The organism is Cupriavidus sp. Met-2, assembly GCF_049843575.1.
Taxonomy (GTDB): Bacteria; Pseudomonadota; Gammaproteobacteria; order Burkholderiales; family Burkholderiaceae; genus Cupriavidus; species Cupriavidus metallidurans.
In genome coordinates this window covers 100,483-115,424 of sequence record NZ_JBBHZL010000012.1, presented here as the reverse complement: position 1 = coordinate 115,424, position 14,942 = coordinate 100,483, and the positions used below count along the sequence as shown (strand labels likewise).

The 14,942-nt window shown below is 65.9% G+C and carries 10 protein-coding genes; 6 read left to right on the top strand and 4 right to left on the bottom strand.

The annotated features are described in order from the left end of the window. The first annotated feature begins 137 nt into the window (after nt 1–137). The 4 genes from WD006_RS23080 to WD006_RS23065 all read left to right on the top strand — a co-directional run bounded on the left by WD006_RS23080 (nt 138) and on the right by WD006_RS23065 (nt 7,655). Nucleotides 138–1,634 (top strand): mannose-1-phosphate guanylyltransferase/mannose-6-phosphate isomerase, encoded by a 1,497-nt coding sequence (locus tag WD006_RS23080; RefSeq protein ID WP_029308693.1) that lies wholly within the window; start codon nt 138–140, stop codon nt 1,632–1,634. 70 nt (nt 1,635–1,704) lie between these two features. Then, on the top strand, nt 1,705–4,038 hold the full coding sequence (locus WD006_RS23075) for a polysaccharide biosynthesis tyrosine autokinase (RefSeq protein WP_035820283.1): 2,334 nt from the start codon (nt 1,705–1,707) through the stop codon (nt 4,036–4,038). Nucleotides 4,039–4,145: 107 nt separating this feature from the next. After that, nucleotides 4,146–5,993, top strand: a complete 1,848-nt coding sequence (locus WD006_RS23070; protein ID WP_011518053.1) for an alpha/beta fold hydrolase — start codon at nt 4,146–4,148, stop codon at nt 5,991–5,993. Between the two features lie 51 nt (nt 5,994–6,044). Next, the gene (locus tag WD006_RS23065) at nt 6,045–7,655 is read left to right on the top strand and encodes a hypothetical protein (RefSeq protein ID WP_011518054.1); all 1,611 of its coding nucleotides are present in this window, start codon (nt 6,045–6,047) and stop codon (nt 7,653–7,655) included. 20 nt (nt 7,656–7,675) lie between these two features. Here the strand turns inward: WD006_RS23065 and WD006_RS23060 are convergent, their stop codons facing one another. Further along, nucleotides 7,676–8,521 (bottom strand): SDR family NAD(P)-dependent oxidoreductase, encoded by an 846-nt coding sequence (locus tag WD006_RS23060; protein WP_011518055.1) that lies wholly within the window; start codon nt 8,519–8,521, stop codon nt 7,676–7,678. A 171-nt stretch (nt 8,522–8,692) separates the two neighbouring features. Between WD006_RS23060 and WD006_RS23055 the strand changes: the two genes are divergently transcribed. Continuing rightward, nucleotides 8,693–9,895, top strand: a complete 1,203-nt coding sequence (locus WD006_RS23055; protein ID WP_029308692.1) for a glycosyltransferase family 87 protein — start codon at nt 8,693–8,695, stop codon at nt 9,893–9,895. 81 nt (nt 9,896–9,976) lie between these two features. Here WD006_RS23055 and WD006_RS23050 read toward each other — a convergent pair whose 3' ends face one another. From WD006_RS23050 to WD006_RS23040, 3 genes are read right to left on the bottom strand one after another with little or no spacing between them, the layout of a single operon-like run. Then, entirely contained in the window at nt 9,977–12,223 is a 2,247-nt protein-coding gene (locus WD006_RS23050; protein WP_029308691.1) for a polysaccharide biosynthesis tyrosine autokinase, read from the bottom strand. Then, a complete protein-coding gene (locus WD006_RS23045; protein ID WP_017510949.1) occupies nt 12,223–12,717 on the bottom strand; it encodes a low molecular weight protein-tyrosine-phosphatase in 495 nt (164 codons plus the stop codon). The genes WD006_RS23050 and WD006_RS23045 overlap by 1 nt, the downstream gene beginning before the upstream one ends. Before the next feature lie 3 nt (nt 12,718–12,720). After that, a complete protein-coding gene (locus WD006_RS23040) occupies nt 12,721–13,809 on the bottom strand; it encodes a polysaccharide biosynthesis/export family protein (RefSeq protein ID WP_008647828.1) in 1,089 nt (362 codons plus the stop codon). A gap of 337 nt (nt 13,810–14,146) precedes the next feature. On the opposite strand from WD006_RS23040, the gene WD006_RS23035 reads away from it, so the two are divergent. Beyond that, complete coding sequence (locus tag WD006_RS23035) at nt 14,147–14,908, top strand: ChbG/HpnK family deacetylase (protein ID WP_017510947.1); 762 nt, start codon at nt 14,147–14,149, stop codon at nt 14,906–14,908. Nucleotides 14,909–14,942 lie beyond the last annotated feature (34 nt).

Sequence of the window (14,942 nt, the reverse complement as noted above, 5' to 3'; positions counted from 1 at the left end):
ATCTTGCGAACCTATTTCTGCGTAGAGGCGGGGGCATGATGAGAGTGCGAAGCCGGGAGAGGAAGATCCTGCCACCTGTCATGGTGCAGGCGCAGGTAGAGGCGCCAGCGGTGTTGGCGCCGGGACGGGCAACCTCCATGCCTGTGATCCAGCCTGTGAAGCGGCCAGTGATTCAGCCAGTCATCCTTGCGGGCGGCGCCGGCACGCGGCTCTGGCCGCTGTCGCGTGAGCAGTATCCCAAACAGCTGCTCAACCTGGTGGCCAACGATACGTTGCTGGAAGCCACGGCGGCCCGCCTGGAAGGCGTTGCCGCGCGCACTGGCCGTCCGGCCGGTGTCGAGGCGCCGCAGATCGTCGTATGCGGCGAAGAGCATCGCTTCATGGTCGCCGACATGCTCAAGCGCAAGGGCAAGCGCGCGCGTATCGTTTCGGAGCCGTGCGGCCGCAATACCGCGCCCGCGCTGACCATGGCTGCGCTGCACGCGATGGCTTCGGCTGGCGAAGGTGGCGATGCCGTGCTGGTGGCCACGCCGGCTGATCACAGCGTGACCGATAGCGATGCCTTCCGTGATGCCATTGCCGCCGCTGTACTGCACGCGGAGCGCGGCGCGATCGTCACGCTGGGCGTGCGTCCCACCGCGCCGGAAACAGGCTTCGGCTACATCCGCGCCGCCGTGCCGGTGCCGCCGGGCGGGTTCCTGATCGAGCGGTTCGTCGAGAAGCCACACCTGGAACTTGCGCAGCACTACGTCGACTCGGGCGAGTACTGGTGGAACTGCGGCATCTTTGTCGTGCTGGCATCGGTATGGCTCAAGGCCGTGATGCAGCTCCAGCCAGAGATGCACGCCCGTTGCTGCGCGGCCTACGAGACGGGCCAGCCCAGTGAAAGCGGCAAGGATGATGTATTCCGGATCGGACAAGAGGCGTTCGACACTTGCCCGTCGGATTCGATCGACTACGCGGTGATGGAAAAGCTCGACGGGCTGCGCGGTATCCCCGGCATGCTCGTGCCGATGGATGCCGGATGGTCGGACGTGGGCTCGTGGGCGGCCATCTGGGATATCGCCACGAAGGACAACGCCGGCAATGCCGGCCGTGGCCGCGTGTTGTTCGACGGCGCGAGTTCGTGCCTGGCCCATTCGGAGGGCAGGCTGATCGCGTGCGTGGGCGTGCAGGACGTGGTGGTGGTGGAAACCGCCGATGCGGTGCTTGTGGTCGACAAGCACCACGTGCAGGACGTCAAGAACGTGGTGCAGCGGCTGCGCCAGGAGCATGGCGCGGAGATCGTCAATCACCGCAAGGTACACCGGCCGTGGGGATGCTACGACTCCATCGACCATGGCGACCGCTTCCAGGTCAAGCGGATCGTCGTCGAGCCCGGCGCGAGCCTTTCCCTGCAGATGCACTACCACCGCGCGGAGCATTGGGTCGTTGTGCGCGGCACCGCGCGGGTGACCTGCGGCGAGACCACCAGCATTCTTACCGAAAACCAGTCGACCTATATCCCGATCGGCACGCTGCATCGACTCGAGAATCCCGGCAAGACGCCGCTGGAAATCATCGAGGTGCAGTCGGGCGCGTATCTGGGGGAGGACGACATCGTCAGAGTCGAGGACAACTACGGACGCAAGTAGTCCCGCGGCCTCCGGTGCGCCATGGCCACCGGGAGCCAGCCAGGCGTCAGGGGAGTATTACGTGAGCACCATGTCATCTGCCGGCGCGATGCCGGCGCCAGGGAGCAGCGCCACGCGCAAGGGGGGGCGCCATTTGCGCGCATGGATGGACCATGCTGGCTGGATTGTCGCGGCTGGCGTCATTGGTGCCACGATTGCCGCGATGATCGGCATTTCCCGTCCCAATCTCTACGATGCCCACACGCTCGTGCAGATCTATCAGAAGGGTGACGGCTCGGGCACCACGCAGCGCACCGAACCGTTCGACGTGGGGATGCTGCGCAGCCGCGCCGTGGTCGGCCCGGTGGTGGAGCGCCTGCGCCTGTACATCTCCGTCGAGCCGCTGCGCGCGCCATTGCTGGGCGGCGTGGCCGCGCACTTCGCGCAGGCGGGCAAGCTCCGGGGACCGTGGCCGGAGCGGCTCGGTTACGCGTGGGGCGGCGAGCGGGTCGACATCCGCACCCTGGACGTGCCGGAGCGCCTGCTCAACGTGCCAATGACGCTCGAAGTGTTGCCTGGGGATGCCTATCGCCTGACGCTCGACGGCGAGCTCGTGACCGATGGCAAGATCGGCAGCCGTGTCGAAGAGAATGGCGTGTCCATCCTGGTGTCGCGCATCGACGCGCGCGCGGGCACGCGATTCACTGTCACACGGCACGACACGGCGCAGACGATCGATACCGTGGCGCGTGAACTGCGCATCGGCAGCGATGGCAGCGATACCAGCACGGTACGCATCGCGTGGCAGAGCAGTGACCGCACCGCGGTAGCCGCGCTGATCAACGGCATCGCCGATTCCTACATTACCGGACAGGCCGAGACGCGCCGCGACGAGGCAGCCTCCACGCTGGCCTTCCTGAGCGGCGAACTGCCGCGTGTCAAGGACGAGCTCGAACGCGCCGAGGCGGCGCTCACGCGCTACCGCTCGCGCACGGGATCGATGCAGCCGAGCCAGGACGCCCAGTCGTACCTGAACAGCAGCATCGATTACCAGAAGCAGATCGCCCAGCTCAAGCTCGACCGCACCAAGCTGCTGCAGCGCTTTACGGAAGAGTCGAACGAAGTACGAACGATGGACAGCCAGATCCAGCAGCTCACGCGGGACCGCAAGGAGCTGGATACCCGGATGCAGACGCTGTCGGTCTCCGAGCGCGAGTCCGTGGCCCTGACGCGTGACGTCAAGGTGGCCGAGGACATGTACATGTCCTTGCGCAACCGGCTCGAACAGCTCTCGCTGGCCAAGCTCGACAGCACCCGGCAGACCCGCGTGGTCGACATCGCGCTGACACCGGTCTCGCCAATCGGCGTGGGCACCGCGCCGCTCACGATGGGCGGCGGGTTGCTGGGCATCTGCCTGGCGATGTGCGTGGTCTCGGTGCGCCAGCGCATGAAGCCGGCCGTGGCCACCGCCAATGATGCCGAGGAGACGCTTGGCCTGGCCATGCTCGGGGATGTCGCGTACAGCCGCGAACAGGTGGAACTGGAGCGGCTGCTGACGGCGAAGGACCAGGATATCGGGACAATGCTGGCGCTGCAGGCGCCGGAGCCCGGGCGCCAGGTCGCGCAGGCGTTGCCGCACGGGGCCGGCGATGCCGAGCCGGGTCATTGGGGTTTGCATGATCAATACCTGCTGGCCCGCAACGCGCCGCATTCGATGGCCGTGGAGGGCCTGCGCAGCGTGCGCGCGGCACTGCATTTCCTGCGTCGCGAGGGCAGCAACAAGGTGGTGGCCGTGACCAGCCCCACCGCAGGGGCGGGCAAGACGTTTGTCTCGGTCAACCTGGCTGTGCTGTTCGCCGAAGCGGGCCAGCGCGTGTTGCTCGTCGATGCCGACCTGCGCCGAGGGCGGGTGTCGAGCTGGTTCGGCCAGCCGGCGGGTCCGGGTATGGCCGAAGTGCTGGCCGGCCGCGCCACGCTGGTCGACGCGGCACGGCCAACCGTCGTCAACGGGCTGTCGATCCTGCCTGCCGGCGCGCCGCCTACGAACCCGTCGGAACTGCTTATGCGTCCTGCCTTTGCGGATTGCCTGCGTGCTGGTGCGGAGCGCTTCGACCTCGTCCTGATCGATACCCCGCCCGTTCTGGCGGTGGCGGATGCCATGCTCGTCGCCAATGTCGTGGGCGCGACGTTGCTCGTGCTGCGGGCCGATTCGACGCTGCCGTCGCAGGTCGAGGAAACCATCAAGCGCCTGACCCGCGCCGGGGCCAGTCTCTCGGGCGGCATTCTCAACGGCGTGATGCCGAAGCGCAGCAACCGCGTCGGCTTCGGCACCATGAATCCCTATCTCGGCATGCCCACGGTCATGCCAGCGGTCCGGCAGATTGCCCACGTCCCTGCCGTGGAAGACAAGACAACAACGAGCTGACGGGCCTGGCCCGGCGGGGTGCGTACCCGTTTCTGCGGACGCCGGTCTGGGCGACATCGCGGAGGCGGGCTGGCGTGGGCACCCCGTCCATTGCAACGGGAGGACCCATGAGACGGGTCGTGTTCGAAGGCTGCGCGGGGTGGTTGCATGAGGCTGGGGGCGACACGGGTGTGGTGATGTGCGCGCCGCAGGGCCACGAGATGCTGTGGTCCCATCGCGCGTGGCGGCATCTGGCCGATGCGCTGGCGATGTCTGGTGTGCCGGTGCTGCGCTTCGACTACCGTGGCACAGGAGATTCCGCCGATCTGGAGCCCGGCGCGGACATGTTCGGCGGCGCGCTGGCGGATATCGCGGCGGCCGTCCTGGCGCTACGCCGCGAGACGCACGTCACCCGGGTGGTGCTGTGCGGGCTTCGCCTGGGGGCATCGCTCGCCGCGCTTGCCGCCGCGCGCGGGCGGGAAGTCAGCGGCGTGGTCATGCTGGCCCCCGTCGTCAACGGCCGCTTGTATCTGCGGGAGCTTCGCGCGTTGCATGCGGGCTGGCGCAACAGCATGATTCCCGAACTCGAGGTACCGCCCACGCCTGCCGGCGAGCAGGACGTGCTCAGCTTCCGCTTGTCCGCCGCGACCATCGCCGCCATCCAGGCGATGCGGCTCGATGACGTCGTGCCCGCCCGTCGCGTGTTGCTGCTCGATGCATGGCCGGATGCGGCATCGCCAGTTGCGGCGATGGCCCTGAAACTTGGCGAGGCTGGCGTTGACGTCGACATGGCGCCGTTCGCCGAGTATCCGGAGATGATGCGTTCGACCGAGTTCGCGGATGTGCCCGTGGAGGCCTGGAAGCACGTAGCCGACTGGGTGAAAGCAGGCACGGCCCGCCAGCCTGAAGTGTCGGCCAGCGCGGAGGCCGCACCTGACAGTGCCAACAGCGCCAACAGCGCTGGCGACGCGCTGGTGGGCGAGGGCATGGACGGTGTCGTGGAACACCCGGTGTGGCTGGACGAAGCACGGATGTTCGGCATCCTCTGCGTGCCCGCAGAGGCCAATGCCAACGCCAGACAGGCAAACACGGTCGTGATCTTTCCGAACACCGGCGGCAATCATCACATCGGAGACGGCCGCATGTTCGTGGACGTCTCGCGGCAACTGGCACGCGCAGGCACGGCGGCACTGCGGCTGGACGTATCGGCCCTGGGCGACAGCCCTGCCCCGGCGTGCAAGATGAGCGTGTCGGCGATCTATTCGATGAAGCCCCGCGCGGACCTTGCTGCCGCCGTGGATTGGGCACGCGCGCGCGGCTTTGGCGACGTCGTGGTTGCCGGCGTTTGCTCCGGCGCATTCATGGGCCTGTATGCCGCGCTGAGCAACCCGGGCGTCAGCGGGCTGCTGCTGGTGAACCTGGTGAAGTTTCGCTGGGACGAGGCCGATGATGCGGCGGTGGGCGACCACCTGCGTTCGATGCGTGTCTACCTGGCCGCGGCACGGCAATGGGAAACCTGGCAACGGCTGTTCCGTGGCGAGATCAACGCGCGCCGCCTCTTGTCGGCAACGTTGCGCAGGGTACGGCAGCGTGTGCACGACCGCGTGTCCGCTGTCGGCGGGCGGATGCGGCGTAACGACGTGCAGCAGACCATGCCCGAGTTCGCCGCTGCCGCCGTGCGGGAACTGGACCGGCGTGGCGTGCCGACGATGTTCCTGTATGGCGCCACGGACGTGGGTTTGCATGAACTGCGACTGGGCCTGGGCAAGCACCTGGAGGCTATCCAGGGATTGCGCAATGTCCAGTTCCGCACCTTGCCGCTGCTCGATCATTCACTGTTCCTCGACGCGAGCCGACAGGCCTTCGCCGAGCAACTGATCGAGCATCTCCGGTGGATGTCGATGGACAGCTCCGAGACGTCGGATACGCCCGAGGCAGCCATATCGTTCACGCCAGTGACCCAGCGCGCGGCGTAGACCGCGCGGGGCAGGCACCAACGCTTCCCAAACAGGAACGGGAACTCATCGATGCCCAATCTTCGACGCAGTTTTCTGGCAACGCTTGGCGCCCTGACCGGCGCGGGCGTGGCCACCGCCGCCGGTGCGCGCGATCTGGGTGCTCCAGCCAACCCGAAGTCAGACGCCGCGGAGAAGGTGGTGTCCGTTGCCGACTTTCCGGGGCTGGACGGCACCGGAAAGTCGCCTTCGGATGAGGCTTTCCGCGCAGCGCTGCAAGCCGTAGCCGGCCAGGTGCATGCGCCGGCATTCGGCGAGAACCCGAACAACATCGGCGGCGCGCGAATCGTCGTGCCTCGCGGCACCTATCTGCTGACCAGGCCCGGCGTGCTGTTCAATGCCAGGCAGTTTCCCAGCCGCACATGCGGCTTCACGATCGAGGGCGATGGCCCGCCGGGCACCGTTGTCATCCTCTACAAGCCGGGCCGCGACGGCTCGGGGGCGTTGTTCAACAACCAGGACAAGGCGCTGGGCGTGCGGCTGCGCAACCTGCAATTCCATGGCATGGACGCCAGGAGCGACCTGATCACGAGCGTGAGTTCCGGCGGCGCGCAGGACTATGCCTTCGACGATTGCATGTTCACCGGAACGTGGCGCTACGGCGTTGACCTGACCGGTGACAACTGCAATAGCGAGTGGAAGTTCTGGCGCTGCACCTGGGCCGGCACGTGGGATTCGTTCCTGCACGTGGGCGAGAAAAACACGTCAGACCAGTTCCTGAACTACTGGTTCGAGCATTGCCGGTACTGGTGCTCCAGCCCATGGATCGACATGCGCCGAGGCGGCCATATCAAGCTGACCGACTGCGATGTGAGCGGCTACGAGCCGTCGACACAGACGTACCTGTTCAATCTGCGCGGCAACAACCATGCAATGGGTGTCTGCTCGTTCAAGGCCCACGGTTTGCGAGTGGAGCAGAAGTCGCGCAACGCCGGCCTGATGCTGTGCGAATGGGAGCAGGGCAATATCGGCTTTCGGGAATGCGATTTCGGCTCGCAGGGGTTTCGCCCGTTTGCGGCCGATACCGTTTCCGCAGTGTTTTCACCGGGCAACACGGCGGGCGCGCAAGTCGTGTTCGACAATTGCCAGATCATGGGACGCCACCAGTATGTCTCGGGCAACACGCCGGCTGCGCAGGGGCGGGCGGTCTATCGCAACTGCGATTTCGTGAACTACACCTATCCCGACGAAGCATTGATGTTCTCGGAGGCCAACAACCTCGCTGGCAATCGCCGCGTGGTGACGCTGGAAGGCTGCCGTGGCAAGGGGGCGGCGAACGTGTATGCCGATGCCGAGATTGGCTGGCACGTGGCCGCATCGGCCGCCGTCAGGACCAAGGTCATGGCACTCAGGGTGGCGCGTGGCCAGCGTGGGTCCATGCCGACGGCGATCCTGCCGCTCAATGCGGTCGTCACGCGCGTCGTCTTCGATACCGCGGGCGACAGGGGGAGCTACGCCATCGTGAGCGGCGATGCCACCAAACTGTCCGTATTCAAGGCAAGCGGGCCGGCCGAGGAACGGCTGCCTTTCCGCTGCAACACGCGGCAGCGCTGCACGCTGACCCTCACGCCCGGGTCGGACCCGGGCACAGAGGTTGTGGCACTGATCGAATACATCGGCTAGGCGGCGATCAGCCGCCGCGTTCAAAGCTTGGCGCGACGGGCGAGCAGGTTCCAGTAGCGTACCGGGAACAGTCTTTCGAGCCACGACATCACGACCGCGTCCGAGCCGACCAGCACGCGGGCGCTACGCTTCTCGATACCGCGCACGATGATGTCGGCCGCCTTCGGCGGCGGCATCCGCAGCATCTTCTGCGAGTTCGCGAGGCGCTCCTGCATTTGCGCTTGCGGAATGTCCGCGGACACGCGCGCATTCCGGGCGATTGATGTGGCAATGCCGCCGGGGTGGACGACGGTGACGCCAACGCGGCTGTCGGCCAGTTCATGGCGCAGTGCATTGGAGAACCCGCGCACGGCGAACTTGCTGGCCGAGTAGGCACTCTGCCCCGGCGGCGAGATCAGGCCGAACAGGCTGGAGATGTTGACGATGCGGGCGTCGTCGCTGCGATGCAGCAATGGGAGGAAGGCCCGCGTCATGCGCACCACGCCATGGAAGTTGATCGCCATGACCCAATCGAAGTCAGTCTCGCTGACCTGTTCAAAGCTGCCGGCCAGCGCCACACCGGCATTGTTGACGAGGAGATCGATGCGATCGTGGTGGGCCAGCACCGTTTGCGGAAAGGCCGCCACCGCGTCGCGGTCGGCCACGTCAAGGGTGTGGAGACTGACTTTCACGCTGTTCAGTTCCGGCAGCGCGGCGGTCTCGGCGAGCCCTTCCTGATTGCGGTCCGCAAGCGCCAGATGACAGCCGCGCTGCGCCAGCGCCTGTGCCACGGCGCGGCCGATCCCGCTGCCGGCGCCGGTGACGACGGCGACCTTGCCCTGGAGTTGCATCTTCGCGCCGCGGTTGTCCTGATTGGATTGCGTCATCGACTTGTCTCCCCTATATGATTTGTGCCCAGATTATGGAGCAGGGCGCGCTGGTCACCAGCCCATTTCGACCGACGTCAGGGAAAACACGCCCCCGCATCGGGGAGTGCCTGCACGATATTTGAGGATTGAAGAGGTAGACTCCGCGAAAGATCATTCAGGAGGGAGCCCATGTCGTCGATGCATGAGAAGCGCCCGGGCGTGCGCCGCCTGACGGTCTACGCCGGGGTGGCACTCACGATCCAGATTCTGGTCCTGGGGATATGGATCATCCGGTTCTACATTCTCGGGGACCAATCGGCCCCCATGCTCGGCATCGACTTCGCGATCTTCTGGTCCGCCGCAAAGGTTGCCGTGGAACATGGGGCGGCCTCGGTATTCTCGCCGGAGTGGATGCTGCCCATGGAACGCGCCTTGGGGCTCAGCGACTATTCGGCATGGCCGTATCCGCCCACGTTCCTGCTGGTGGTCTTGCCGTTGGGGCAACTGCCCTTTGGTGCGGCGCTGATCCTGTATTCAGTGCTCGGCCTGCTCGTCTATGGCGCCGTGCTGCTGCGCATCTGTCGCGGTATCGACCGTGGGTATCTGTCGCTGCTGCTGGCGTTCCCGGGGGCTGCCATTGCCATCGGGCTTGGTCAAAACTCCCTGTTCACGCTCGCTGCTGCCGGCGCGGCGCTGGCACTGCTCGAAGTCGAGGCGGCGCTTGCGGGGGTATGCATCGCCGTGCTGGCGATCAAGCCGCAATTCGGTATCCTGTTTCCGCTGGCGCTCATCTGCGGCAGGCATTGGAAGGTGTTTGGCGTCTCGGCGCTTTGCACTGCCGTTTTCGTTGGCGCCAGCGTCGTGCTGCTCGGGCAGGACGCATGGCGCGCGTTTGCAGCGTTCCTGCCGCAATTCGGCACGCTGGCGGTGGAGCAAGGCGGCAACATGATGTGGCCGGGGATGCCAACCGCTTTCGCGCTGGGCCGTAGCATCGGCCTCTCTGTCAACGGCGCCTACCTGTTGCACGGCCTCGTCGCAGCACCGGCGGTTCTTGCGATGGCGTTCCTCTGGGCGCAGCGCGCCAGATTCGAGCTACGGGCGGCCTCGTTCATCCTTGCCACGTTGCTGCTGCAACCCTACGTCATGTTCTACGACCTGGCCTGGCTTATCTTGCCGATGGCCTTTCTTCTGCGCGATGGCAACAGGTTGCCGCTGTCGCCCCTAGGATGGATCGTCTTCGCCTTGGCCTGGGTGGCGCCGGCTCAGGCGCTGCTATCCGCGTATCTGCACCAGTATCTCAACGTGCTTCCCATCGTCATGATCGCCTTGCTCGTCATGCTGGTCCGGCGGCATCTGGCGATGACAGCGGTCGCGCCCGCTTATCAGCCATGACGATGCGCCAGCAGGCGCGTAGCGATGAGCGAAAAGACAAGGCCGCTTCCGAAGAAGCGGCCTTGTCTTTCCTGGCGTGGTTCACGCCTGCTTGGCGTGATCGTGGCCGTAGCGGTTCAGGTAGCGGTACTTGCCGAAGTGGTAATGCGAGCGGTACCAGCGTCCTTCGATCTTGAGCCCATTGAACAGCACGCCCTTGATCTCGCCACCTGTCTGCTCGACCAGGCGGCGTGCGGCGGTAAGTTCGGCGGTCGTGGTCTTGTCAGCGCGAGCCACCATGAACACCGCGCCGGCCTTCGGCGCCAGGATACCGGCATCGGATGCCGCCAGAACCGGAGGCGTGTCGATCAGCACGAGGTCATAGCGTGAACGCAGCTCTGCGAGCAGAGTGTCCATGCCGGGGCTCTGCAGCAGGTCTGCCGCAAGCGGCGGCTCCGCGCCGGTAGCGATGAAGTCCACACCGGGCGCCACGTCGTGCTGGATGACCTGGTCGAGCCGCGTGCCGGTCAGAGCCTCGGTCAGGCCGGGTTTGCGCGACACATTGAAGCGCTCGTTGAGCAGACCACGGCGCAGGTCGCTGTCGACCAGAATCACCTTGCGCCCGGCGGCGGCCGCGACCACAGCGAAGTTGACGCTGACAAACGACTTGCCGGCCTCGGGCGACGGGCCCGTGAAGACCACGACGTTGTTGCGCTGCGCGGAGAGCAGCGCGAACTGCAATGCCGTGCGGAACGCACGCAGGCTTTCGATGGCCGGATCGTCCGGCTGGTCGAGTGCCAGCACATCGCCGCCGCTCTCCTTGTTGCGTGCCAGGCGGGCCTGGTTCGGACTCATGGGAATCGTGGCGTAGACGGTCATGCCGCATTGCGTCTCGATCTCTTCGGCGTCGGTGATGCCGCCATCGAAGACGCGGCGCACCCCAACCGCGAGCAGTCCCATGACGACAGCCATCGCCACCGATACGCCCGTGACCAGCATCCGGTTTGGACGCACCGGCTTGATCGGCACGTCGGCGGCGTCGATCAGGCGTGCCGTGCCGACCTTGCTGGCCTTCAGCAGCCGCAGTTGCTGCACGTCATTGAGCAAGGACTGGTAAAGCTCCGTGTTGACCTTCACATCGCGCATCAGGCGCACCACGTCCTGTTCCACGTCTGGCAGCTTCTGGATCTTGCCGGAGACGCCGTTGAGCTGCGCGGTCAGGCCTGCGATCTGGCTATCCAGGATTTCGATCGTGGGGTGATTCGCGGTAAAGCGCACGATCAGTTCCTGGCGCTTCTGACGCAGTTCCTGCAGCTTGCCCTGGATCTGCACCGACTGCGCCAGGATCAGCTTCGATTCCTCGCTGAGGTCGATCGTGCCGCGCTGGTTGCGCATCGCGTTGTAGCGTGCCTCGGAGGTCTCCATCTGCTGCTTGAGCTGCGGCAGCTGGCTTTCGAGGAAGTTCACCGACTTCTCGGCTTCCGCGGCCTTGCGGCGCAGGTTCTGGTCCACGTACTCGCTGGCGATCTCATTCAGGATGGCGGCGGCGGTGACGGCCGATGTGTCCTCCAGCGCCACGCCGATCACGCCGCTCTGCTTGCCGCGCTCGCCGATCATCAACTGGTCCTGCAGGTTGGCGATGGCGGTGGCGCGTGGCACGCGGCGCACGCGGAACTGGGTGCCGGCGTGTGCGTCCAGCTGACTGATGTCGATCGAGACGGTGCCGCTGTCGGTGGCCACCGTCAGCGGCTGGCCGACCGTGCCTTCGGCGGATTTCTCGCTGCTGGCGAACTCGAGCCGGTACTTGCTGTCGCCCAGCGCGGTCACGACCATGCGGCGGTCTTCCATCTGTTCGGGCACGTCGAGCCGGTCGACTACGATCGATTCGCTGCCCCAGGCGAACCCGCCAAAGCCGAACAGCCCCGGCTTCGACAGCTCCTTGTTGTAGCTGGCGATCGATGCGCCGATAAGCGGGAAATAGCGTGGCTTGGCGTCGATGTCGAGACGCAGCGTTTCCACTGCCTTGCCCACCACCGCGCGTGAGCGCAGCAGTTCCATCTCAGCCGTGGCTGCCGGTTTCACGTCGAGCCCCGGCGAAATGCTGGCGATCAGCTTGCTCGCGTTATTGGTCGGGTTGGATTCCTCCACCTGGACCATGATGTCGGCGCGGTAGATCGGGCGGGCCATCAGCGCGTACAACAGGCCGACGCCGAGGATCGTCCCCGCGACGACGAGGAAGGTCCAGCGATAGCGAATCAGCACATCGACATAGGACGTCATGTCGACGGCGTTGTCGCTTTCCTCCCATGGCTCTGGCGAGGGCTCTCGGAAATGCCTTACGTTACTCATCATGCCCCTCCGTGGCGGTGTGCCGGTTCTGCCGCATGAATTCTTGCCGACCAGGATTCAACCCCCATCTTGATCAGCCCAAGCGCGATGACGAACATGCTCATCGATCCGCTGAACGGATCTGGCACGTCGGTTTGTTCCTGTTCGCACAGGCGATAGGTCTTGCCGCGCGCCTGGGGGTACATGTCCTCCAGCGCGTCGCGTTGCTCTTCATCCATGACCAGCACGAGGTCCGCGCCGGCGACGAGCGCGGCGCTCACGGCGCGCGCGCGGTGGTCGGTCAGATCGCTGCCCTCCACCGCCAGCAGGCGCACCGCGCGCGGATCGGCCGCGGCGCCTACCGGGGGTGCCAGGCCCGCCGACAGCACGCGGCACTGCGGCAGCGCGCGGCCAAGCAGTGCCGCCGCCATCGGGCTGCGGCACCGGTTGCCGATACACACCACGAGGATCGACCGGATGAATGCGGCTTCCTTTTCCTCTCTCATGACTTCCATGTCTTATGGCTTGACAATGGTGGCCGTGCCGACGACCGGCTGGATCAGCAGCGTCATCACACGGCTCCAGCGCACGAGGTCACGGGCATCCACGTAGACCACGTCCTTGGGTTCGAGCTCGAAGCTCTCGGCGATGGCCAGTGCCACCGGCGAGGTGCCGTCGAGGTGGTACACCTTCGGCTTGCCGTCGGTGGCCCGGCGAATCACGAAGATCTGTTCGGCGTTGGCCGACGACGGATTCACGCCACCGGCATCGCCCAGCGCTTCGTTCAGCGTCATGCGGCCGTTACGCATCAGCAGCGACGAGGGCTTGACCACCTCGCCTGTCACGAAGATCTTGCTGTCTTCGCGTTGCTCCACGCGAACGATGTCGCCCGATTGCAGCAGAATCCGCGCGGGGTCTGTGCCCTTGGCCAGCAGTGCCGGAATGTTGACGTACCAGCTGCGTTCACCACGTGTGACACGGACGCGGCTGTTGTCGCCGGTCAGGTTAAGCACGCCGCCGGCGCGGTTCAGCGCCTCGACCAGTGTCATTGGCGCATCGTCGATGGCCAGCATCCCCGGGGTCTTGACTTCCCCATCCACGTAGACGCGCTGGCTGCGGAATCCGAGCACGCGCACGGTCATCTGCGGGTCACGCACCACGCGCGACAGAATGCGCGCCATCTCATCGCGGACTTCGTTGGCGGTCTTGCCCGCCACCCGCATCACCCCGGCGTAGGGAAACTGGATATCGCCTGCGGGGCTGACCACGTACCCAGGCATGTTGGAGCCACCGCTCGACGTCGGGATCTCGAAGGCCGCGCCGATGCTGTACGTCTGCGTCGGGAACACGAGTTCGGGGTGGTCCCAGACCACGACCGAGATGATGTCGCCAGGGCCGATACGATAAGGCGTTGGTGTGCCGTACAGGTCCTCCACGCCGGCATTGGTCGGCTTGGAGTGCGCCTGCTGTTCGTGCACGAGGTCGAGCGTGATGGGTGTGACATCAGGCATCGCGTTCGGGCTCACCGCATTGACCGGCGCACTGGAGCTGAACTGCATCCCCGGAGACACCGCGCACGCGCTCAGCAGCAGCGCCGCGCAGGCCATGGCAAGCGTGGCTCCCAGCGCATGAAACGATCCGGCATCCTGCCTGCAGGTGGCGTGGTCAGGGCATCTCTTCACGGCATCCTCTCCGCAGTCGTTGAAACGAGCGCGGACATCGCAGTCCCGCGCATTTACGTGCATCGTAGGAGCCTGCAATGTGCGCTATCGGTGCGTTTCACCACATTGACGTCCGAAGGACTGCCCCAATGGCCCTTGTCGCGCCGATGTGTTGCGCGGCGCACGGAAGGCCCCTTGACGTGCCGCGTATCGTTCGCACCACTGGCCGCGCATCCGGCCCGTCGGCGCATTCTTGCCGCACCAAAAACAAGGAGGGGGAAGCATGAAGGGCGTGATCATCAACGCCGACGATTTCGGCTATGACGACGATACGTTTCAGGCCACCGTTGCCTGCTTCGACGCTGGGCTGCTGACCAGCGCGACGATCCTGGCGGGCAGCCCGGCGACAGCACGCGCGTGCCAGTACGCGCGAGACAATCACAGCCGGTTCTCGTTCGGGCTGCACTTCAATATCGTGGAAGGGCGGCGCCCGCATGGCGCGTCCTCCACGCTGTGCCGCAAGGACGGCTCGCTGTTCCCGCCAAAGATCCAGCGCGCCCGCGCGATGGCGGGCCTGATCGATGCCGCCGATATCCGGCGCGAGTTCCGGCTCCAGCTTGACGAGCTGCGCGATCACGGCGTGAACGTGTCGCACGTCGATGGGCATGGCCATCTGCACAAGTACCCCGCCGTCATGCGGGTGCTGCGCGACGAAATGCTGCGCGCCGGCATCGAGCGTGTCCGGCCGCCGCAGAACTGCTACTTCCTGAAGAACCACATGCGCGGCGCGATGAACGTGATGCTGCTGCGCCACTTCAACGGCCTGCGCAGCCCGGACTTCTACGTGGGCGCGGATACGCGTCAGCAGGGATGGGCGCTGCGGTTGCCGGCGATGCTGCCGGAAGGCGTGACCGAGATGTCGGTGCACCCGGGATTCGCCGAGCCATGGCGCCGGGAGGAGGGCGAGCCGCTGATGCATCCGACGCCCCTTGCCACCGCGTTCAGGCAGGCCGGGGTCGTGTTGATGCGCTATCACGACATCTGACCGGTAATCTGACTCGCCCTTGCCGCTGCCCCGG